This is a genomic window from Paenibacillus macquariensis (assembly GCF_900156375.1).
GTDB classification, from domain to species: domain Bacteria; phylum Bacillota; class Bacilli; order Paenibacillales; family Paenibacillaceae; genus Paenibacillus_AQ; species Paenibacillus_AQ macquariensis.
On the sequence record NZ_FTNK01000004.1, the window covers coordinates 19,688 to 42,157 of the forward strand.

Genomic DNA, 22,470 nt, shown 5'->3' on the forward strand with positions numbered 1-22,470 from the left:
CTAAGAGTAAGGAAAGAAAGGAGCGAAATCACACATGAATATGCTGGAAATCAGTAAGGTATCAAAAATATATGATGGGAAAGTTTCTTATCAGGCATTGAGACATGTCGATTTTATCGTACCGAAAGGTCAATTTGTTGGGGTTATGGGTCCATCGGGGAGTGGAAAGACAACGCTGTTGAATGTCATCTCGACAATTGACCATCCGACCACTGGAGAGGTTGTCATCAATGGAAAAGAACCACATCAACTGCCATCGGAGCAATTGGCTGTGTTTCGACGCCGCGAACTAGGTTTTGTGTTTCAGGACTTCAATTTATTACATACGTTGACCGTACGGGAAAATATTTTCCTACCATTAGCTCTGGACGGAGTAGCTGTAAAGAAAATGAATGGACGGTTAAACTACATTGCTCCTATTCTAGGTATTACTGACATTCTCGACAAGCGTACCTATGAAATATCTGGAGGACAAGCCCAACGTGCAGCCATTGCAAGAGCCGTAATTCATGAACCGGCACTACTACTTGCGGACGAACCAACTGGAAACTTGGACACCAAATCATCTCGTGATGTAATGGAGTTGTTTCGCAATATTAATCGTGAAATTGGAGCAACGATGTTAATGGTTACCCACGACCCAACAGCTGCAAGTTATTGCGACCGAATTATTTTCATTCGAGATGGTTCTGTATATAACGAGATTTATCGTGGGGAACATCAGAACGACTTCTATGGCAACATTATGGATGTGTTGTCCTTTATGGGAGGCGATTCTCGTGACGTTTCTACAATTCGCAATTAAAAACGTGCAAAGAAATTATAAAGCATACTTGGCTTATTTTCTCAGCAGCACCTTTTCCATATTGGTCTTTTTCCTATTTGCTGTGAACCTGTTTCATCCTATGATCGGAGAGAATTTCACTTCTGGACCCGTTCATGCTGTTCTGTCTACAGGAGAAGTTGCGATATCCATATTTTCTTTGCTGTTTATCCTTTACTCAGTGGGAACTTTTTTGAAGATGCGATCAGGAGAATTTGGTTTGCTGACGATATTAGGTGCTACACGTAAGCAATTGAATCGACTGATTTTATTGGAGAATATCATCATTGGACTTGCAGCAATGGTGACGGGAATCACCACTGGACTTTTTTTATCGAAGTATTTTTTAATGTTTGCTTCGATGATTCTGGAAGTTCCAGAACTCGAATTTTACATGCCAGTGAAAGCAATTATTTTTACAATAACCTGTTTTCTAATCATATTCGTCTTGATCTCTATTCTCGCTCCGTTTGCAGTGAGATCCAAGGAGATCATTGAACTCCTGAAAGGGAATCGAAAACCGAAAGAACCACCTAAAGCATCAATATGGCTCTCAATAGCAGGATTAATATTGATGGCGGCAGGTTATATAATTGTAGTATTAGAAATGGATATCCCTTTTGGCTATGGCGTAGTCGCCATATTGGTTTCAGCAGGAACCTACCTGTTCTATTCGCAGTTTAGTGTATTTACCTTAATGCGATTGACATCCCTTCCAACATTATTTTTTAGAAAAACGAACTTGCTTTGGATTTCAGACTTGGTTTATCGTATGAAAGATAACGCTCGATTATTGTTTGTTGTCACGATTACCTGCGCGTTATCATTCACGACAATGGCAACTTTTTTTTCCGTTTATCAGACGGTAGACGAGGAATACGCGAAGAGCTACCCGATACCGTTCAATTATTCCTCCTATTCCTCAGACGTTCAGCGTGAGAATAATCTTTCTCTCATTTCTTCAAAATTAGATGAAGAAGGGCTGTCGTATAGGATAGTCTCAGTACCGTTTCTGGAGTTCGACAGCGATTTAAGTCAGAAGACCGGAGCACTATCCACTCAAGGATACAATCGTCTTGCAGAATTGTTGAACCGAGAACCATTGCAGTTAAAATCTGGAGAAGCTATTGAAGTTTCCACCTGGACAAACAAAGCTGATTCCCGTATAACAATCCAGGAGAATGAAACCGTACACTTGGGAAGCGATACACTTCGGCTTATCGGTGTCGTCCAAGACAACATATTTCCAGAGGGTTCGTTTGGAAATTTGTATGTATTGAATGATTCGGATTTCGAGAAACAGGATTCTGTATTAAACAAAGGGGTATATTATGGTTATTCAGTTCCGGATTGGACGGAGGCATCGACAGCAGCTGAAAAAATTAGTGCCCAAATTGGAAGCGATTGGGATGCGTTTAAGTATCGTTCATCACCGGACTGGTATCAGACGGATAAATTAACTTACAAATTAATTCTCTTTGTGGGGTCTTTTATCAGCATCGTGTTTTTTATAGCAGCTGGAAGCTTTATTTACTTCCGCTTTTATACCGATGTTCAGGAGGAAAAAGGGAAGTACCGTAACCTGCGGAAAATAGGTATGACTATCCGCGAGGTGAAGAAGATTATCACGGTACAGTTGGCGATCCTTTTCTTTATCCCGATCTTTCTCGCAACACTACATTCAGTATTTGCACTGCAATTGCTACAAAGACTAATATCTGTTTCCATAGGCAGTTACGCATCGATTATTTTGATTTTCTTTTTAGTAGCGTGGTTCATATACTTCCTGCTTCTTCGTCCTCGCTATTTGAGAAGTCTATTGGAAGAGACTTAATCAGGTTCAAATTGCTTTCTATTTGGGGTGATGTCAATTAAAGGGGACATACGTTTTGACTATTCAAATACCTCAGGGAAACGGATGAGGCTGTGCTAAAACACATGCATTCAACAAGCGATCAAAGAGTTCGTTCGGATTGTAATGTTGATTAAATTGGTAGAAGAACTGAAATGGAAAGGATGTTAGCTAATAGTAATCAAGCACCGTGTTGAAGTTCAACCTTAAATGGCTAAATATTAATGAGACCAACTCCTTGTCTATGATGTTGCAAATATAATAATAGAACATCACTAATAATTTAGTGGTGTTTTTTTATGGTTCTATGTAAGACCAATGTTGATAATGACTACAAATAAAGTGGACAAATATAACCCTGTCCACTTTACTATTAATTCGTATAATATGAAAAATATCATAGTTCATTCTTAGATATATTGATGTTTATTTCTTGTTACTTTTTTATTGATGGCAACAAAAGCGCATAAAACATCAGCGCTTATTGCAATCCAAATTCTGATGAAATTCAAGAAGAACTGGTCTTTAAAATCGTTCTCGATGAAAAATTTGCAAACACAGAACAGCGTGAGGTTAGAGTTCTACAGAATAAACAAATTTTGAGGGTATTATGAAAAAAATTCAAAACATGTATGGAAGGCATGATCTAGATTCTCTTCATTTATTCATACAACAGATGATACAAGTGAATTTGGGGAGCTTAATGCACATTCATTCATAGCGTACACACAAAAAGGTGCAATGCAGGTAGGTTTAACAGAGAAAGATTCATACAAAATTGAATTGGAAAATTGATTCTCAAATGATATGTAAACTAATGACTCTAAGGATGAATTAACAGGAAACTTTAGCTCAGTTAGGTATGTATTACAAAGAAAGGGCCATCCCACTAAGGATGGCCTTTTTCAGAACTTGCCGTTACAGACATCGCGGTGAACCGTACCACAAGAGGGTTATATTTTGTAGCCTAGAGGTTCAATTCAATGTCTATTAGATAGAGTTCCCACCAGCGCAAAGCGGTGCATCTATTTTCTTACGATAGCACCTCGTTTTTGACCCGTGAGAGTATCAGAACTTTGCATCAGACTGCTACAAGGCAAATGCCGTTACCGTGGCTATTGTCCCTGCATAGGAATAAGCAGATGAGATAGGATGGTGGACATGAATGGCAATAAATCGAAAAAAAGCCGCTACTCAATTGACCGGAAGAATTGTATTACCGGGCAACCCGTCATACAAGGCAGCAAGGATGGTGTACAATAGGCGGTTTTCCAAATTTCCACGGGTAATCGTCTTTTGCAGACGAACGCAGGATGTGATCAACGCTATCAAGTGGGCGCGTGAGCGGGGGATCCCGTTGCGAGCACGTAGCGGGCGACACAGCTATGAAGCCTTTTCGGCAGTGAATGGCAGTATTATTATCGATGTAAGTGAGATGAATAAAGTAAAAGTTGACCGCAAGAAGATGGTGGCACACATCCAGACAGGCAATCCACTGGAGCGGGTGTACCGTGAGTTGTGGAATAATCGAGTTTCTCTCCCTGCTGGAACTGCACCCGATGTGGGTATTGCCGGACTCACTTTGGGAGGTGGGATTGGGTTATTGTCGCGAAAGTATGGTCTTACCTGTGATAACCTGAAACAGGTCGAGATGGTAGTAGCTTCAGGACGATATGGAGCAAAGGCGATCATAGCTAACAAGAACCAGCATTCAGACCTGCTCTGGGCATCGAAAGGCGGTGGCGGAGGAAACTTTGGGATTGCTACGTCGTATAAGTTTCGGGTGCGGCCTATCTCAAACGTCTCCATCTACAGTATTATTTGGAAATGGAGTGATCTGGATAAAGTGTTCCCGACATGGCAGCGCTTTGCACCTTCCGTAACCAATCGGTTAACCTCAACGATCGAGGTATCTTCTAAGCAGGTTGGGAAGATCGAGTCTACCGGGCAATTGTTGGGGAGTGCTGAAGAGCTGCGACGATTAATCAGGCCTTTGCTGCAAGTAGGGACTCCAGTGAAAGTAATGGTAAGGACGGTACCTTTTATTGAAGCGACCCAATTTTTTGCCGCGTCTGATCTGAATCTGGAGCCCAAATTTAAGATAACCGGGTCGTACGGATATCAGCCTTTGCCACGTGAAGGGGTACGGATTATTCGAGATTTTCTTGCAAAAGCGCCAAATAAGCATTCAAGCGTGTGGTGTCAAAGCTTGGGGGGAGCAGGGACTGCGGTTAGTCGGATATCTCAGACAGCGACGGCCTATCCTCATCGGAAAGCAGAGACTATCTATGAGGTGTCTGCTCGATGGAGAAATGATAACGAGCAGCAGCGAAATGTTCATTGGGTTAAAAGGTTTCGTAGAGCGCTCCGTCCCTTTGTGATCGGGGATTATGTGAACTTTCCTGATTTGGAGATTAAGAACTGGCCAATGGCGTATTATGGTGTGAATTTTGCTAGATTGAAGCAAGTGAAGCGGAAGTACGACCCACATAATGTGTTTCATTTTGCGCAGAGTATTCCAGTGGGTAACAAGTTAGGGAAAAAGTGAAGAAGTGAAATATGATAGGGAGTGGATGGCTTGAAAAAGTCTCCGTTCCCATCTTGTGGTGGTCAATTGGCTGGTTGATTCCGTGGAATCGAAGACGTTAGTCCAAAAAGCCTTAACCCTTCTTGCAGGGCTAAGGCTTTGGCTATTCATTAAGCTAGTCTCATCTTAAAATCCTGATAGCCGAACTCACGAACGACACGACAATTGCCGTCTTTCTCCTGCACGGCGATGGCCGGCAGCGGCATACCGTTGAAGGTGTTGGTTTTGACCATGGAGTAGATCGCCATATCTTCAAACACTAATCTGTCACCGTTCTTTAATGGCTGATCGAAGGAGTAGTCTCCGATTACATCGCCCGTAAGGCAGGTCGGACCGCCAAGCCGATAGGTGTATGGCTTCTCGCCGGCTTCGCCCGAACCGACAAGCGGCGGACGATACGGCATTTCCAGAACATCGGGCATATGACACGTAGCCGACGTGTCCACGATGGCAATCTCGATGCCGTTCTTATGGATATCCAGTACGGAGGTGACCATATAGCCCGCATTGAGCGCGATGGCTTCTCCGGGTTCAACGTAGACTTCCAAGCTGTATTTATCTTGCATTCGCGAAATGCAAGCTTCGAGTCTCGGGATGTCATAGTCGTCTCTTGTGATATGGTGACCGCCACCGAAATTGATCCATTCCATTTGCGGCAACCATGGTCCGAATTTTTCTTCGACCGCATTCAGTGTGGTCTCCAAATCGTCCGAGTTCTGTTGGCAAAGGGTATGGAAGTGCAGTCCTGAAACGCCTTCAAGCAGTTCCGGCTGGAAATCCTCCCGTTTCACGCCGAATCTTGACCCCGGCGAACAGGGATCATAGATTTCATGTCCTTCTTGCGTCGAGCATTCCGGATTGATGCGAAGACCCACTTTTCTGCCAGCTGCAAGAGCCTTTGTTTTATACTTTTCCAGCTGGGAGAAAGAATTGAAGATGATATGGTCGCAAATGGATATAATTCCGTCGATTTCATCTTCGCGATAGGCAGGGGCAAAGACGTGATTTTCTTTGCCCATTTCCTCGTGACCCAGACGTGCTTCAAATAAACCGCTCGCCGTCGTGCCGTTTAAGTATCTTCCGATTAGGGGATACATGGCGGTCATGGAAAAAGCTTTTTGCGCCAGAAGAATCTTGGCTCCTGTACGCTGCATGACGCCGTTCAAGATGTTCAGGTTTTTTTCAATGCGAGCTTCATCAACTACGAAACAGGGTGTCGGCAATTCCTCGAACCGCATATTAGCGAACGAGCTCCGGCTTCTTAGCTTCCTCAGGCAATGCGTCAACAAGCACCGGATTAAAGTCTTCTACCCATGGAAGTCCCCATTTGTTCAGCTCTTCCATGAATGGATCAGGATTGAACTCTTCGATATTGAATACACCTGGTTTATTCCATTTACCAGTCATGACCATTGCTGCGCCGATCATGGCAGGAACGCCAGTTGTATAGGAGACGGCCTGGGAGCCCACTTCCTTATAGCACTCTTGGTGGTCACAAACATTGTAGATATAGTAAGTCTTGTCTTGACCGTCTTTCTTCCCTTTGAAGATACAACCGATGTTCGTCTTGCCCACCGTACGAGGACCTAGGGAAGCCGGGTCAGGGAGTATAGCCTTTAGGAATTGAAGAGGAATGATCTGTTTTCCTTCGTATTCGATCGGTTCGATGGAAGTCATTCCTACGTTTTCAAGCGCCTTTAGGTGCATGAGATAGCTTGGTCCGAAAGTCATGAAGAAACGGATACGTTTCAGTCCAGGCATGTTCTGCACAAGGGATTCGAGCTCTTCATGGTATAGTAGATACATTTCCTTTTCGCCGACTTCAGAAAAGTTATAACCGCGTTTAATTTCCATCGGTTTTGTTTCGATCCATTCTCCGTTTTCCCAGTAGCGTCCGTTAGCGGACACTTCACGGATGTTGATTTCCGGGTTGAAGTTGGTTGCGAAAGGATAGCCGTGATCCCCACCGTTGCAATCCAGAATGTCGATATATTCAATTTCGTCAAAATAGTGCTTCAGCGCATAAGCGGAGAATACGCCAGTTACACCTGGGTCAAATCCGCTGCCCAAAAGAGCCGTGATTCCGGCTTTTTCAAAGCGTTCGCGGTAATCCCATTGCCATTTGTATTCAAATTTTGCTGTATCTTCAGGTTCATAGTTTGCCGTATCCATATAGTTCGTTTTTGTGGCTAGGCAAGCATCCATGATCGTCAAATCCTGGTAAGGTAGAGCCAGGTTCATAACAATATCCGGTTTGATCTCATTAATCAGAGCGATCAGCTCATCAACGTTATCTGCATCGACCTGTGCAGTTGTAATTTTAGTTTTACCTCCATCTAATTTAGCTTTCAATGCATCACATTTAGATTTCGTACGGCTGGCGATGCAGATTTCTTCGAAAACCTCGCTGTTTTGAACGCATTTATGAATTGCTACTGATGCTACGCCTCCGGCGCCAATGATAAGTGCTTTTCCCATTGTTCGATCTCCTAACCCAAGTGAATTTTTTTAATGTAAAAACGGCAACAAAAAAAGCAAGCGAAACACGCACCATGCGCATCACACTTGCTTCGATATAGTTAAATAATAAGACAGTCCCAATAAGCATAACTGGACAAACTTCTTGCGTGCTCGTCAGTCATAAAATTCATAGTTTCATGGGGAAAGGCCCTTCATATTCAAATATATCATGTTAGGATCAGAGTCTATATAGCAAATAATTCACTTTTACCACTCTTATTGACCGTTTCACAAGTTGTGTGCAAATGCACTGGTTGTAAAGTAACCAACTTATAAAAGTTGAGCTTTTAACTCAATCAATAAGGCAACGAAAGTTGCCAATCGGCATTTGACCCGGCTGTCCGTATGGCCTTAACTTCTTAATGGAAGTGGTCAAAGTTTATCTGCTTGGAAAGATCCTAAATATATTGAACATTAGCTCTCCAAATTTATGCTTCTCTATAATAGCAGGATAGGGGTTATTGGGCAAGAAAAATTTTCGAATATTTTTTCGCGGCGTTGAAATTGGACAAACGTTCTGTGGATAATCCAGCATATCAAACGGATTGGGCTTCAAGATTTGCAGAATTAAATTTTAAATATGAGCTTGAAATCTTGAAAATATTAGAAAGAACTGATGATGATTTTATGAAAGCAGAAGTTGTTACTTTAAATAAAAAAGTTAATGAAAATAATTCTGGGGTGTTTGATTTTATCGATAAAACAACTTCGGTTACAGAGTCTAAAAAAACAGCTGATGGTTGGGAAATAAATAGTGAGAAGATTACGAAATCTGAGAGAATGACAAATTCTTAGTCCTAATTAAGACTGCGATCCACACGGCGGTATCACATAACATGACTATTGAAGGAAAGAATAATAGTTATATTGAGGGATATGGAATTAAAAAACGCACCGGTAGGTGCGTTTATACTTTCAACTCATTATGAGTAATTAATGAATTTTCAATTTGAATCGTTGTGTGTTCTATTTTTAATGTATCCCGAATGATATTGATCGCTTCCTGTAATATGGTGTGGCTGTTCTTGTCGTCTTCAATTAACATATGACAACTTAAAGAATCAAGTCCAGAGGTAATGGTCCATATATGAAGGTCATGTACATCGATAACACCATCGATTTCTTCTAGAACGGCTTTGATTTCTGTCTGATTAATGGTGAGCGGAGTGCCTTCCATCAAGATATGAACCGAATGCTTAATGACGCTCCAAGCACTTTTGAGAATCAATAATGCGACTACAACCGATATGATGGGGTCTGCTATATACCAATCAAATAAGAGCATTAATATTCCAGCTACAATTGCCCCAACAGAACCTAATGCATCCCCAAGGATATGCAGATAGGCACTCCGTAAGTTAACGTTATTCTTCACATCGCCTTTGCGCATTAAGGACCAAGCACTAATTAAATTCGCCAACAATCCAATGGATGCAATCAACATCATAGCGCCACTTGCAACAGTGGGTGGTTCTGAGAAACGACCGATGGCCTCCCACACGATAAATCCAGCGATAATGAACAAACTAATACCATTAAATAATGCAGCCAGTATTTCAAAGCGATAATAGCCATAACTTTTATTAGGTGAAGGGGGTCTTGATGCGAACCATATCGCTATTAAACTTAACAATAATGAACTCGTATCACTAAGCATATGTCCAGAATCGGATAATAAGGCTAGACTATTGGTGATTAAACCGCCAAAGAATTCTAGAAACATAATCCCCGCAGTAATAATTAGTGCGACAAGCAACCCTTTTTTATTGCCTTCTCTTGCTTCTTCAAAATGACCATGACTATGATCGTGGTGATCATGACTATGTCCGTGATGATGGTGATGTCCCATAGAAATCCTCCTTATTTACATTCAATATGTGTTAGAACTTGGTTCAAAATGGTGATAACATGTTCATCGGCATAAGAGTAATAAAAAGTATTACCTTCACGTCTATATTTAACGAGGCGTAGATTTCTTAACATACTTAGTTGGTGGGAAACAGCTGACTGTGTCATTTCTAATACTTCAGTAATGTGATTGACAGAGCATTCCTCTTGAGACAGTAAATATAATATCTTTATTCTAGTCGGGTCTGCCAATGCTTTGAAAGTTCGAGAAGCTTCATCTACGGTATCGGCCGATAAGAAGGAATGAGCGTTCTGGTTCATGAATTGGGGGCCTCCTTTGTTGTGGCTTATTATCTTGTATAAATACTTTAAATGGGTGTTTGTTTAACATCTCAATAAGTATATGAACATATGCTCATATAAAATATAATATTGAACGTTAGTATTGTCAATTCTTCTTGTTATACAAAATTAATGTTACCAAATGCTAGTCGCTATATTCACGGTCATTTTTAGAGAGAAGATAATGAGCCTAGTTCTCTATGTCCAATTGTTAGAAAAAAATAATTATTGTACAATGTGATTAGATTAAATTGAAAGAGAGTGATTTTCTATGATAGTCAGACCTGCTCATTCAACTTATAAATTAGAGGTACGGAAAACGTATTCATGAAGCAGCAGTTGGCTCAGGACGTTTGAAGCTGTACGAAAGATAAAATGTAGACTGGCTGTTGTCGCCATGGCGGTTGTAGCTCAAACAATGGAGGTTAACCATGTATTATTATCTAATCGCCTTACTTATATTTGTTATCGATCAGGTGTCCAAGTGGCTTATAGTAAGAAACTTTGACATCGGAGAATCGAAAAGTATTATTGGTGACTTTTTCCATATTACATCACAACGAAACAATGGTGCTGCCTTTTCAATTCTTGAAGGTCAACGTTGGTTCTTTCTTGTCATAACGGTCATTGTAGTAGTTGGAATCATTTATATTTTGCAAAAAATCAAGTCTTCCAGAAATCGAGTTCTTCCAATCGCTCTGAGTTTTGTGTTGGGGGGAGCCGTTGGAAACTTCCTAGATCGTGCTTTGTATGGGGAAGTGGTCGATTTCTTGAGGTTTCATTTCAGTGCAATTAATTATACCTTTGCGACCTTTAATCTTGCTGACTCCGCGATCGTATGTGGTGCGATTCTTATCATTATCGATACTTTTCGTACTGGGAGTAAGGAGAAGCAGGAATTGAAGCAAAAGGTTCAATAAAAACATTATAAGGGTATGAACACAATGGATAGAACCATCAGACAACATCTGATGATCTATCCAATTTCTCTAGTTCCCGAGTTCCAATCATTATGCTAACGCATTTACAAATCTGTAAAAGTAGATATAATGATATTTATGGAACCTTTATTGATTTATAAAGCTTTGTCTAACGAGACTCGTAGTCTAATTATGCTATGGTTAAAGAATCCAGAGGAATTCTTTGATGAGAAACCGTATTTACAACAAGGTCTCAATTTTGGAATTGGTGTATGTGTAGGAGATATTCAAGCTAAGGCGGGCCTTGCACAGTCTGTAATCTCGAGTTATTTGTTGACTATGCAAAAAGCTGGTTTGTTGGAATCTGAGCGAATTGGGAAGTGGACCTACTATCGTCGGAACGAAACGACAATCCAGGAATTTTCTGAGTACCTCAAAGAGAAACTATAAACGGAAAGGAGGTCTTTTTTTTATTTCAATATATCTAGAATTCTATATATGTAAATATAAAATTAATGGAGGCTTACAATCACAATGAAAAAGGTTAACCCGTTGCTTATCATTATTCTGGCATTAGGCGTATTCGGCATTATTACAACAGAAATGGGTATTATAGGTGTCTTACCCCAGGTAACTCAAAAATTTAATATATCGACATCACAGGCTGGATGGCTTGTTAGTATATTTTCTTTAGTCGTAGCCATTTCAGGTCCATTCCTAACATTACTCGCTTCTGGTATTAATCGTAAAGTCATTCTATTAACTGCTGTGCTTATTTTTGCGATTTCAAATATTGTTTATGCCTATACAACCCAGTTCGATGTGATGCTTGTATTCCGTATTATCCCGGCTATATTTCATCCCGTATTTTTTTCGGTCGCCCTTGTTACTGCAGCCAAACTTGTCCCTCCGGAAAAAAGCAACAACGCGGTCACAAAGGTTTTCGCAGGTATAACGGTCGGTTTTGCTTTTGGCGTGCCTTTGACTTCTTATCTCGGAGAAAATATTTCGTTAGAAGCCGCTTTTCTGTTTGGAGCTGTTGTAAGCATGATTGCCTTTGTAGGGATACTAGCTTGGCTCCCTTCCATGCCTGTTAAGGAAAAAATGTCTTATGGAAAGCAGCTTGGTATATTACGTAATCCTCAATTATGGTTAAATATCGTGATCGTTATTTTTATCTTTGCAGCAATGTTTTCTGTGTACAGCTACTTTGCTGAATATCTTGGACAAGTAACACAAATGAACGGGTCATGGATAAGTATCATGTTGATGGCCTTTGGTATAATCATGATTTTTGGCAATTTTGTATTTGGTAGCTTGTTGAATAAGAGTATTACAAAGACTGTCAGCATATTTCCTCTGCTATTTGCGGTAATTTACCTACTTGCTTATTATCTGGGTTCTTATTTCATTCCGATGGTTGTTATCGTATTCATTTGGGGGGCAGTGCATTCTGGAGGGCTTATTGTTAGTCAAACATGGTTAACGACTGAGACAAAAGAGGCTCCCGAATTCGGCAATAGTTTGTTTGTCTCATTTTCCAATCTTGGAATTACTGTAGGGGCTTCTATCGGGGGCTGGTTTATTTCTCACTTGGGAATACATCAACTCATCTGGAGCGGAATTATGTTTTCATTGCTTGCTTTCTTATTGATCATGATAAAATTAAAAATTTCCAAGTCGAGCGAGAGAGGAAGAAAAGGTGCATTAAATTAACCACTCAAATCGGTCGACTTCGCCGTTGTCCGATAAAATTGTTGCTGTAATTTTATGAATAGGATTTAAGAGATTACGAATAACGTACTCACTATGGGCTAGAATCTACAGTTGTACCTGATGTGGTTCGTCAAGCACTCCAAGCACTTCGTCCGCTTGGTCAACTAACGATTGTTGGGGTAACACCTGAGATGAATATTAATGTTTTTGATGATATAGTGGCATAAGGAAAAACAATGGTTGGAGTCAATGAGGGTGACGAAGTCCCTCATATGTTTATGATATTTGCCATAATTGAGTCTAAATCCATTGTGAATAGAACATTCGTTACATTATTTATTGAAAAATCAAAAGTTAAATACTTTATTAAAAGCGAGGTCCTTTGCGTGAACGTAAGATTAAAAGCATTAACAGATTCTACAAAACAAAAATTCGGATTGGATAACTATTATTTACATAGACACACGTTTTATCGAAAGCTAAACATCTTCAATGAAACGGAATATACGTTATGTATGGAGTGGTTCCCTACTCATATCACTGAACAAGAGGATGAAGACCTCAATCCAGAAGGAACAGCCGTGATTAACATTAATGTGAATAATGGCATGTATGAAAGTGTTATTTTTGTTGGAGGGAAGTCTTATGCAAGCGGGAATACATTTAAAGACCTAGGTAAGATTGAAATTGTAAAATGGATTGAAAATGAAACGGGACTGATATATGAAAAACAATTTCAACTGATATTAGATGAAGAAAGGGATTATCGATTTCAAGAATGTGTGGATGGCATTCCGGTCTCACCTTCAGGCAATATCGCAATAAAATTCGATGAAGAAGGTAATCTCACTGAATTTTATAAGTACGGTCATTACCCTTCTAAAGAATGGGTGACAGAAGAGAGTTATTCACTTTCTCTTGAAGATATGGAACAGTTGGTGAAGGCACAATTGAAACTTATTGAAATACCTGCTTACGATCAAGAGGTGTTAATCCTCGCATATGGGTTGGAAGAAATCTATGTGACAAATGATAGGAAATCTACCATTCCTTTTGAATTGATCGTAAATACAAGGTATATAAAAATAGACAAAATCATGGATTGGACAAGTTTGAATGTGCAGATGTTTGAAAGAACGGAGATAAGTTGGATTGAAGATGTCACAATCGAACAAGTATTTTCTAATGAACCCCACCCTGATTCGATTCCGCTTTCCAAGCTTGAGCAAGAGAAAAGTATTCATGCTGTCATAGAATTTTTACGTAATGTATATCCTAACGATTCAGCAGACTGGACTCTGAAAACCTTACATCGAGACACAGGAAATATCCATGCAATATTGAAAGTTCATAAAGAAGAGAATCGCGCATTCCAAAGAAAACTTCTGATCATCATTGATGCGCAGAGATTCCAAGCAATCAATTATATGGATAACGAGTCTTTATTAGAAACATTCCATCTATTTAAAGCACCTGATGAAATAACGATTAATAACGAAGAGGCATTTGAACAAATCAGAAAGAGAATTACTTTGGAACCATATTATGTTTTTAATTCAGAACAACAGCGATATATCCTATGTGGAAAAATAGACTGTAATTACGTTGTGAATGCATCTAATGGGGAAGCTATTTCATTAAATGACTTATAGATTTCAGCTCAGGGAATAGTACCACTAACTGGAGAAGGCGGTGGTACTATGAAGTTTTCCTTCATCCTGAATTTGTTGCATTGTTAAAGTTACAAGGTGTTCTGATGTATATCAATAGCGAAGAGCAAGGCGTGTTGGAAAGTGAACCATTTGAGAATTCGTACAATCAGTAAGGATACAAATCTATTGATGTTTCGCTAAAAGAATGGTAACAGCTCTTCCATAACTCAATTCATTTACCTGCTAAAGTCCCCGCAATTGCATTTACCCATCAATTTGCAAAATGTAATGATCTAGATGGTAACATGAATGATCATCTTGAAATTGAGTACTTGAATCAATATAAAGATGGTGTTCATTTCATGATACGGATAAATCCTATCGAACATAAGCATAAAGGGATTCCTCATAAAAAAGACATTATTACAACATATAAGCTTAAGGACGGGAAGATTAGCTTAGAATATAATGTTGAACTTTATTATTCGATGAAGCGTTTAGTATATATAATGCCTTATAAGTCCTATCGGGTTGTTAACGGGGGAGTTCAATTATGAAAAAAGTATTGTGCACGACTAGTGTTATTCTTTTCTTGCTGTTTGGATTGGTAGCATGTGGTATTGGGAAATACGACAAAGTCCCCACACCCGATGAGGTAATACGAGATGTTGAAATGATGTCCTCAAACATATTATTAGGTGAGGCAACGGAAAAAGATGAGAAATTCCCCTTGTCTCCGCTTATTATTGACGATTGGGAAGTGAAGTTTACAGAAAGTAAAGAAACATTAGATGCGGAGATCACCGCTATTGTAGGCGACAAGCTGTGGATATCTGAGGAAAGAAAGACGATTATCATTCATTATGGTTTGAATAACTCTAAGGAATGGGTAGTTCAAGGCGTAAATATTAATGACCCCGTCGTTCGTGTTAAACCACGTAAAGTACAGACGGTGGAACCAACCTGATTGTCATACGGTAGTTTTGATGTTGAGGTTAAATCTACTATTGAATGTACTTAAATGTTATGGGAGGTTAGGATGGCTAGTATAGGATTAACGTTTGTAACCGCTCTAATTTTACTAGTTACTATAATGTTTCATGCAGGCATATTAATGGACTTTATCCGACCTAGTGTTCTTCAAGTTCAACTGTTAGGTGTTCTATTATTATTGTTTGGAGTCGTTGTATTATTAGCATTTGATGGCTCTAGTGTGTTCGGATTTACTATTGGGTTAATTGGGCTATTTACAGGCATGATCGGTTCATTTAGAGATTCCAATACCGCTAAATCTACAGATCAATAAGAACGAAATTGCAACAGGCTGCTAGATTCTCGGCAGTCCTTTTTTAACTTATGAGCAGTTTAGTGAGTTTGAAATCTTCTGAAACATTGAGGTCAGCCAAATCGTCTATGAGTTGAGGTGGTGGAAAATGGTGGGTATTAAATGGACGAGTAAGCCACTATTTGTGCTTCTAATTATCCTGACAGTATCTGGCTGTGGAGAAGTAGGAGTGATTATGAAATCTCAGATTGATACGCTGAAATCAGTATTAAAGGGATCATCAGAACTATGTATGGGGGATATCGAGTGGGTCGATTTTATAATGATCAATAATATCAAGTACCTCCAGAACTTCGGGGAAACGAAGGAGGTAACTGTAACTTCGAACCAACTTGGAGATAAGGTAGGTGAAGTCTCCTATATGCTCAGTGAACATGCCTGTACAGATCATGTCGCGAAGAATGGAGATGCGGCATTCCTTCCAATTGGTACCGATATATATGCTATGGAGGGTTACAAGACAGAGTTCCGTGTTATAGCTGACAACAAGATTTATGAAGTGTCTGATAATCCAAATGCAGCAACAATAGGTGATTTATTGGATATTAACGGAAGAGTGGTGAAAGTAAGTCTAGAAAGCGGTATGGACGGCAGTCCGATCGGCGACTTTACCATGGATGCTTCATCTGAATTTATTCAAGAATTACTACCTTTATCCCATGTCAGTTTCAATGAGGTCTATGAGAAAACAAAGCATGAAAATAGCATATTTCTGCGTGTTCACCTTCAGGATAGTACATCCTTTCGTTTGGTCTATTATCCAAAAGCCAATGCCTTTACAGCAGGAGCATTTGGAACAGAAAGATTGAATGAGATCATTATGACTCAAAGGAAACAGATTAAAGCAGCGGCAGGATTGTAGAGTTAGAATAACTTCTGTTTTTTCAAAAAAAAATGAAATGTGGTGTTTATTATATGAGAAGAGTCATCAGTGTTCTAAAGATGAAATGGACGCAATAGAACATAGGATTTTTAATATTACGAGGTGGAATTATAATGTCATTATCATTGGAAACACAGTTAGACAATGTTATTTGCCCGCAGGATTTTCTTGTTGGTGGGGCTGTTACCGTAGTCAAAGATAATCAGATTGTGTATGGAAAAGGATTCGGGAGATCTCGTCTAGGTGAGAATGAACAAGATTTCACACCAGACACGATCGTGAGTATTCAAAGTATTTCAAAGAGCTTTACCGCAGCATTATTATTGCAACTAGTGGAAGATGGAAAGCTCGAACTAGATGCTCCACTTGTACAATATCTTCCTTATTTTCGGACCACGGATATTCTAGTCAGTAACACGATAACCGTTGAACAATTGCTATCACATACCGCTGGATTCTCTGGGGATATAGGGAGTGGTAATTTACTGTGTCCTAACATAAGGGAATTCAGTATGTATGATGAAATGAAAGAACAATGTATGATTTCTAATTCTATTCTTCAACGTATATCCAATAGAGAAGACGTTACTAAGTCTTTCGAATCTATTACGTTATCCCATACACCAGGCACTAATTGGAGTTATTGCACCGAAGCTTATATGATTGCTGCGGATCTGTTTGAGAAGGTTAGTGGGAAGAAATGGGATGAATGTATGGAAGATTTAATGACCAAGAGGTTACACCTGAAGAGAACTACTTTAGATGCTGAAAAAGTACAAGAAGATGAAAATTCTGCACAATACTATTGCAGTCATCATAATGTAAACGAGCATAATCTAGAAACGAATGTGTCAGAGTCTCCATTCCCTATCAATGCCTTGGGTGCTCCAATGGGGTTCATTTACTCCACTGCAAATGATCTATGTACATATCTAGCATCATATATGAATGACAATCCTTTTATGTCTCAAGCTATGATTGATCACATGTATGAGCCCGTGTGGCGCTTTGATGAGAAAGAAGGATATAGTTTAGGATGGGGAATAAGGCAGCATGAGGGTCATATCATTATCGAGCATGGAGGAGGATTCCCTGGTGTTAGTGCCTATGTCTGTATGGTTCCATCTAAGAAAATAGGTGTAGTCGTTGTATCGAACCATGACGAGACGCCTTCTCAAAATATATGCTATGCGGTTCTAGACTCGTTACTTCAGAAATATTCCGATTAGGAAAAATAATCTATATCGTTAGTTGTTTTACATAAATTCGGACTCATTTGGGATACTTTACATAACATTTCCGAAGGAGTCACTCATATATGAAAAAAAGATGGGTTGCTATATTTCTGGTTATTGTATTGATCGTTCCGTGGGCAAAACCTTGTAGCGCTGAAATGAAGCCTAGACCAGAGGAATCGAAAGAACTCATGTTTCAAGACATGCTGATGCTCTTTCTGTTACCACATATTGATAAGAAGATTGGTGAGATCTATTCGAATATTCTTACGTACCCACCAATGGTGTATCCTTATTATGTTGATGTAACAAATGTTGAGCGAGTGAATGGCTTTAGAGGATTTCATTTCTTGATTACACTTGAAGTAGTTCCTACAACGGGTCCACACATTGTGGTGGGAAAGGATAGTATCACAATGGATATATCCCCGACTAACCCTGATAATGTTAAGATCGTAGGGTGGAAGCATCTGGAGGATCCGCAGGAGACGAATTTCCCACCTAATTATAAGGATATTTTAAAAAAATAAAATGAACGGACTGCCCCATGTAAAAGGCAGTCCGTTCATTTGTGACGTTATTTATTCAATTCAATAAGTATGTCTTGTAATGCAAAACTTTCTTGTCCTTCACCGGATTTCTTTGGTATAGGAATTTTCTTCGATTCACCATCTCTTGACATTAATATCGACCCATAATTTTCAGAAGTGTGACTTCTTAAAGTGATATGCGGGGTTACTATGAGCTTCGTTGCTAGTGGATCTAGTTTCTGAAATGCTTTACTCCAACTCATATTATAAGAGTCTGTACCTGTTCCGCCATTGCCTTCACCTGAGTAACTATTCCCTAAATCATCTTTGATCTCTAAATCGACATCAACGGCATGCCATTTGGTTCTTACTGTTTCGGAAACCTCTTGATCATAGTGAATGACAAAAGGACATCGGGGTGATGGCAATTTTCTCTATATTTACTGTTACAGCATCTTCTTCTTGTCGATGTAATCGTCGTATGAAATTTGTTTCATTAGATTTCATGGATGGGTTCCCCTTATATTTTATGTAAAAGCGCTTTTACACTTTATACAACGTATCGAACAAGATTATCTCTCACATTTTAATAATAAATTGTGGGATAACAAATTCTAGCAAGCAGTGCGATCTATCTGATCACGATTGAACAACACAAAAAACTGTCGGAATTGCTTCCGACAGTTGTATTGTTCAATCGTCGTTTATGATGCACTAGCCTGGAACAACTCAGAATAGCGACCCAAGCGATTCATCAGTTCCGAGTGTGTTCCACAATCCATGATTGAACCGTTCGACATGACATATATGAGATCTGCATTCTCAATCGTAGACAAGCGGTGAGCAATGATCAACGATGTCATTCCTCTCCTATTTGTATCAAGGTTGCGGTGTATTTTACGTTCGGTCTCCGGATCGAGCGCGGAAGTGGCTTCGTCCAGAATAAGTAACTCAGGATGTCCTATAATGGCCTTAGCGATAGCTATACGCTGGCGTTGTCCACCAGATAAGGTAATTCCACGTTCGCCAAGTATGGTGTTATAACCTTGTGGAAGTTCCATAATATAGTCGTGGATTTCTGCAAGTTGGCATGCTTCAACCATTTCGGCATCACTATAGGCTCTTCCAATAAGAAGATTGTTGCGGATAGAGTCGGGGAATTGGTAGGGGTCCTGGAATACCACCGCTATCTTCCTCGCCCAGCTTTCTCGGCTTATGTCTTCTAAGTTAGTATCACCGATGTGAATACTTCCTTGTTCAGGCTCATGAAATCGGACTAGCAGTTGTGCAATCGTCGATTTACCAGAACCGCTATCACCAACGAGTGCTACCTTTTTGCCAGCGGGTATCGTAAAAGATAACTTGTTGAGAATGGGAAATTGTCTTTCAGAAGTATAAGTAAACGTAACGTCATGAAAGTGTATATCATCGATCTTGATAACAAGAGGAGACTCCGTATCCCTGATCCGTTCTCCTTCAATAAGGCATTTGGCTTTATGAAGACCGCCATAAGATGAAGAGAAATCGAGAAAGGACTGATATACGCCATGGATAGAATCGATCATTTGGATAGCATATTGATAAAAAACTACAAATAATCCAATCGAAATTTCTCCACGGATCACCTCATAACCGCCGAATCCAAGAATCGTAAGATTGGCTGCCCACCGCATCGGTTCTGCAATTGCAAGCTGAGTACGCTCCAATCGGCCTGCTTTCCAAATGCTCATTAGGTAGCGATTAAATGTGTTCTTTATCTTATTCTTCTCCCAATCTGCTTGATGAAATGCGATGACCTCCCGTGTGGAGGCGATTCCCTCTTCAATGGCAATTTGATGCACAGCCATCGCTTCATTTTTGTCTACTGATATAGGATTCATTCTTCTGGCAAAATATCTGCCTTGGATAATATATAGTACACTGAGCGGGAAAATAATGAGTAGAAACTTGGGCATGACCCATCCTACGATACCAAGCAATAGGAGAAGGTTTAATGATTTCTCAAAAAGCGCCGGTAGATTCCATATGTAAGCATTCTTAGAATTGATAAATTCATTCAAATAGGACACTAAGCTCCCGGTTCTTTCCTTCTGAAAGTTCTTCATCGGCATCTTGTATAGATAGGTCATGTAATCGCGACGCATTAACAGTCTAATCTTGTCGGATGCGCGTTCAAATAGGATATCTTTGAAACACCAAGATGCAATGTAGGTACACACAATGACAGCAAAGAAGAGGATCAAGGAAGGAAATAGATCATATCGATGGCCGATAAATATCTTATCAATAATCAACTTCTGAGCATAAATAATAGATAAATTAGTTACAACTGAAATGATAAGCAATAGGAGTGCAGCAAGATACAACCCCTTAACCTTGCGAATATAGTTAAAAGTCCACAGCCACGTTGTCATGAAGTATCTCCTCCTCCTGTGCCAATCGGTAAAATGCACCTGCTTGCACCATAAGTTCGTCATAAGTGCCAGATTCAATAATCCGTCCGTGTTCCAGTACATAGATATTATCGTAATTGCGAATTGTAGAGAATCGATGAGCCACTGCAATCGTGGTCTGATGGGTGAATAATCGGTCGATGGATCGCTTTACTTCTGCTTCCGTTAGATTGTCCAGTGCGGACGTTGCTTCATCTAGAATGAGTACAGAAGGTTTACGAAGGACCATACGTGCGATCGAAATTCGTTGTTTTTGTCCACCAGAGAGTTTGTTACCCCGTTCACCGAGGATGGTATCATAACCTTGAGGGAGTTGTGTGATGAATTCATGTGCCGCTGCTGATTGTGCCGCATGAATGACTGCTTCTTCTGACGCATCTGGTCTACCAAAACGAATATTATCTCTAATAGATGCTCCGAATAAATAGGTTTCTTGAAATACATATCCAATATGCTCACGGAGTTGAGAAAAGGAAAGTTGCCGCAAGGGAACACCGTCCAATAGAATATCACCTTCGGTTGGATCGTAAAACCGTCCAAGGAGTTTGATCAGTGTTGATTTTCCATGGCCACTTGTTCCAACGAACGCGACCTTTTCGCCGGGACGGATGGTTAATGATATGTCTTTGAGGACGATCGGGCTATCTGGGTATCCAAAGCTCACATTTCGAAGTTCGAGGAGTCCGTGGACGTATGGCAAAGATATAGGCAGGATAGGTTCCGCAACGTCAGGTTTCAAAGACATAAATCGGAACAATCGAACCGTTTGTAAGAGAAGTACTTTCTGCTCAGTAATGTTCGTAATTAGAATGGTCAAATCAAACATGACTTTGTAATACATCATCATAAAGGCAACAAATTCACCAACGGTAAGCATGCTGTGGCTGTTCATCCAATAGCCAACAAGAAACATCAATATTCCGCTGAAATAGACTGCAACTCGTCGAAATGCACCTCGATAATTGATTAGCTTGAAATACATCACATTTATTGTAGCCGTCTGTTGATCTTCTGATAAAAGGCGTTCCAAATCCCAATGTTCTCTTCCATAAGCTCGAAGCTCCGTGACGGAGGAAATGCTGTCGTATTGCCTTTTGTTCAAAGAGGTATGGCGTTTAGACAGTTGCTCAGCGTATTCAGCTGATTTTCGCTCGAAATATGGACCGATAAGGTAATAGAGCATAATACCTGGGATGAACACAAGCGATAGTTGCCAAGACATTGTTAACATAAAAGCGAATGTGACAATGAAAGTAACGGAATTTTGCAAAATATTCGGAAAATACTGCTTATGTATTCGCTGGAGGGAGTCAAGCTCATGGTGGAATAACGATAAAATATCGCCAATGGGATGACGTTCAAAGAAAACATACCCCTGCAATCGTAGTTGTTCAAAGACGGCTAACTGCATATCACCGCTGACGTGATTTTGGTAATGTTGATCAAGCCATTTCTTAACGATTGTCGAAAGGATGAGGATAACTGCTCCTGCTGCCATCCACCATAGTAGATTAAAGAATCGAGGTATATCATTCGCTGGAAGAACATCGTCGACTATGATTTGTATAAATTTAGGGATGAGTAATTGGATTCCGGATATTAGTAATCCGAACATAAGGCAGGCAAATATATGGAATCGATAGGGTCTTAGAAACGATAACACCCAACTATAAATGCTTCTGAATGCTACTTCTGACCCTACGGGTGACTGCATTTCTTTCATTGATCGTACTCCTTTTCTCAGATATTAGATTTACAATATAC

General features: G+C 39.9%; 20 protein-coding genes. 13 read left to right on the forward strand and 7 right to left on the reverse strand.

Annotated elements, in window-relative coordinates; translation table 11 throughout:
* Positions 1 to 34 precede the first annotated feature (34 nt).
* The 3 genes from BW961_RS08565 (at position 35) to BW961_RS08575 (ending at position 5,223) form a co-directional block, all read left to right on the forward strand.
* Complete coding sequence (locus tag BW961_RS08565; protein ID WP_156510136.1) at positions 35 to 805, forward strand: ABC transporter ATP-binding protein; 771 nt, start codon at positions 35 to 37, stop codon at positions 803 to 805.
* Positions 780 to 2,657, forward strand: coding sequence for an FtsX-like permease family protein (locus BW961_RS08570; RefSeq protein WP_068585964.1), 1,878 nt, complete (start codon positions 780 to 782; stop codon positions 2,655 to 2,657). Before BW961_RS08565 ends, BW961_RS08570 begins: the two co-directional genes overlap by 26 nt.
* Before the next feature lie 1,183 nt (positions 2,658 to 3,840).
* Positions 3,841 to 5,223: an FAD-binding oxidoreductase gene (locus BW961_RS08575; protein ID WP_068585961.1), complete on the forward strand. Its 1,383-nt coding sequence runs from the start codon at positions 3,841 to 3,843 to the stop codon at positions 5,221 to 5,223.
* A 149-nt stretch (positions 5,224 to 5,372) separates the two neighbouring features.
* Here BW961_RS08575 and nspC read toward each other — a convergent pair whose 3' ends face one another.
* Positions 5,373 to 6,500, reverse strand: coding sequence for a carboxynorspermidine decarboxylase (gene nspC, locus BW961_RS08580; protein ID WP_068585958.1), 1,128 nt, complete (start codon positions 6,498 to 6,500; stop codon positions 5,373 to 5,375).
* 1 nt (position 6,501) lies between these two features.
* Positions 6,502 to 7,740, reverse strand: a complete 1,239-nt coding sequence (locus tag BW961_RS08585; protein WP_068585955.1) for a saccharopine dehydrogenase family protein — start codon at positions 7,738 to 7,740, stop codon at positions 6,502 to 6,504.
* A gap of 561 nt (positions 7,741 to 8,301) precedes the next feature.
* On the opposite strand from BW961_RS08585, the gene BW961_RS08590 reads away from it, so the two are divergent.
* Positions 8,302 to 8,577, forward strand: coding sequence for a hypothetical protein (locus BW961_RS08590; RefSeq protein ID WP_076576749.1), 276 nt, complete (start codon positions 8,302 to 8,304; stop codon positions 8,575 to 8,577).
* Between the two features lie 112 nt (positions 8,578 to 8,689).
* On the opposite strand, the gene BW961_RS08595 is transcribed toward BW961_RS08590, so the two are convergent.
* On the reverse strand, positions 8,690 to 9,631 hold the full coding sequence (locus BW961_RS08595) for a cation diffusion facilitator family transporter (protein ID WP_068585950.1): 942 nt from the start codon (positions 9,629 to 9,631) through the stop codon (positions 8,690 to 8,692).
* 11 nt (positions 9,632 to 9,642) lie between these two features.
* The gene (locus tag BW961_RS08600) at positions 9,643 to 9,951 is read right to left on the reverse strand and encodes an ArsR/SmtB family transcription factor (protein WP_068585946.1); all 309 of its coding nucleotides are present in this window, start codon (positions 9,949 to 9,951) and stop codon (positions 9,643 to 9,645) included.
* 452 nt (positions 9,952 to 10,403) lie between these two features.
* Between BW961_RS08600 and lspA the strand changes: the two genes are divergently transcribed.
* The 9 genes from lspA (at position 10,404) to BW961_RS08650 (ending at position 18,253) form a co-directional block, all read left to right on the forward strand.
* Positions 10,404 to 10,892 (forward strand): signal peptidase II, encoded by a 489-nt coding sequence (lspA, locus tag BW961_RS08605; RefSeq protein ID WP_068585944.1) that lies wholly within the window; start codon positions 10,404 to 10,406, stop codon positions 10,890 to 10,892.
* 138 nt (positions 10,893 to 11,030) lie between these two features.
* The gene (locus BW961_RS08610; protein WP_068586108.1) at positions 11,031 to 11,342 is read left to right on the forward strand and encodes an ArsR/SmtB family transcription factor; all 312 of its coding nucleotides are present in this window, start codon (positions 11,031 to 11,033) and stop codon (positions 11,340 to 11,342) included.
* An 84-nt stretch (positions 11,343 to 11,426) separates the two neighbouring features.
* Entirely contained in the window at positions 11,427 to 12,608 is a 1,182-nt protein-coding gene (locus tag BW961_RS08615; protein ID WP_068585941.1) for an MFS transporter, read from the forward strand.
* 386 nt (positions 12,609 to 12,994) lie between these two features.
* Positions 12,995 to 14,260: a hypothetical protein gene (locus BW961_RS08620; RefSeq protein WP_068586106.1), complete on the forward strand. Its 1,266-nt coding sequence runs from the start codon at positions 12,995 to 12,997 to the stop codon at positions 14,258 to 14,260.
* Between the two features lie 553 nt (positions 14,261 to 14,813).
* Entirely contained in the window at positions 14,814 to 15,227 is a 414-nt protein-coding gene (locus BW961_RS08630; RefSeq protein ID WP_068585935.1) for a hypothetical protein, read from the forward strand.
* 72 nt (positions 15,228 to 15,299) lie between these two features.
* Positions 15,300 to 15,566: a hypothetical protein gene (locus tag BW961_RS08635; protein ID WP_068585933.1), complete on the forward strand. Its 267-nt coding sequence runs from the start codon at positions 15,300 to 15,302 to the stop codon at positions 15,564 to 15,566.
* Between the two features lie 127 nt (positions 15,567 to 15,693).
* Positions 15,694 to 16,467 (forward strand): hypothetical protein, encoded by a 774-nt coding sequence (locus BW961_RS08640; RefSeq protein ID WP_068585930.1) that lies wholly within the window; start codon positions 15,694 to 15,696, stop codon positions 16,465 to 16,467.
* Positions 16,468 to 16,601: 134 nt separating this feature from the next.
* Positions 16,602 to 17,717 carry a serine hydrolase domain-containing protein gene (locus tag BW961_RS08645; protein ID WP_068585927.1) on the forward strand — a complete coding sequence of 372 codons (1,116 nt, stop codon included), beginning with the start codon at positions 16,602 to 16,604 and terminating at the stop codon, positions 17,715 to 17,717.
* Positions 17,718 to 17,806: 89 nt separating this feature from the next.
* The gene (locus BW961_RS08650; RefSeq protein WP_068585923.1) at positions 17,807 to 18,253 is read left to right on the forward strand and encodes a DUF3888 domain-containing protein; all 447 of its coding nucleotides are present in this window, start codon (positions 17,807 to 17,809) and stop codon (positions 18,251 to 18,253) included.
* Positions 18,254 to 18,300: 47 nt separating this feature from the next.
* On the opposite strand, the gene BW961_RS08655 is transcribed toward BW961_RS08650, so the two are convergent.
* From BW961_RS08655 to BW961_RS08665, 3 genes are all read right to left on the reverse strand, one after another.
* A complete protein-coding gene (locus tag BW961_RS08655; RefSeq protein WP_068585920.1) occupies positions 18,301 to 18,681 on the reverse strand; it encodes a DUF5643 domain-containing protein in 381 nt (126 codons plus the stop codon).
* A gap of 276 nt (positions 18,682 to 18,957) precedes the next feature.
* Complete coding sequence (locus tag BW961_RS08660) at positions 18,958 to 20,667, reverse strand: ABC transporter ATP-binding protein (protein WP_068585917.1); 1,710 nt, start codon at positions 20,665 to 20,667, stop codon at positions 18,958 to 18,960.
* Positions 20,642 to 22,429 carry an ABC transporter ATP-binding protein gene (locus tag BW961_RS08665; RefSeq protein WP_068585915.1) on the reverse strand — a complete coding sequence of 596 codons (1,788 nt, stop codon included), beginning with the start codon at positions 22,427 to 22,429 and terminating at the stop codon, positions 20,642 to 20,644. Before BW961_RS08665 ends, BW961_RS08660 begins: the two co-directional genes overlap by 26 nt.
* Positions 22,430 to 22,470 lie beyond the last annotated feature (41 nt).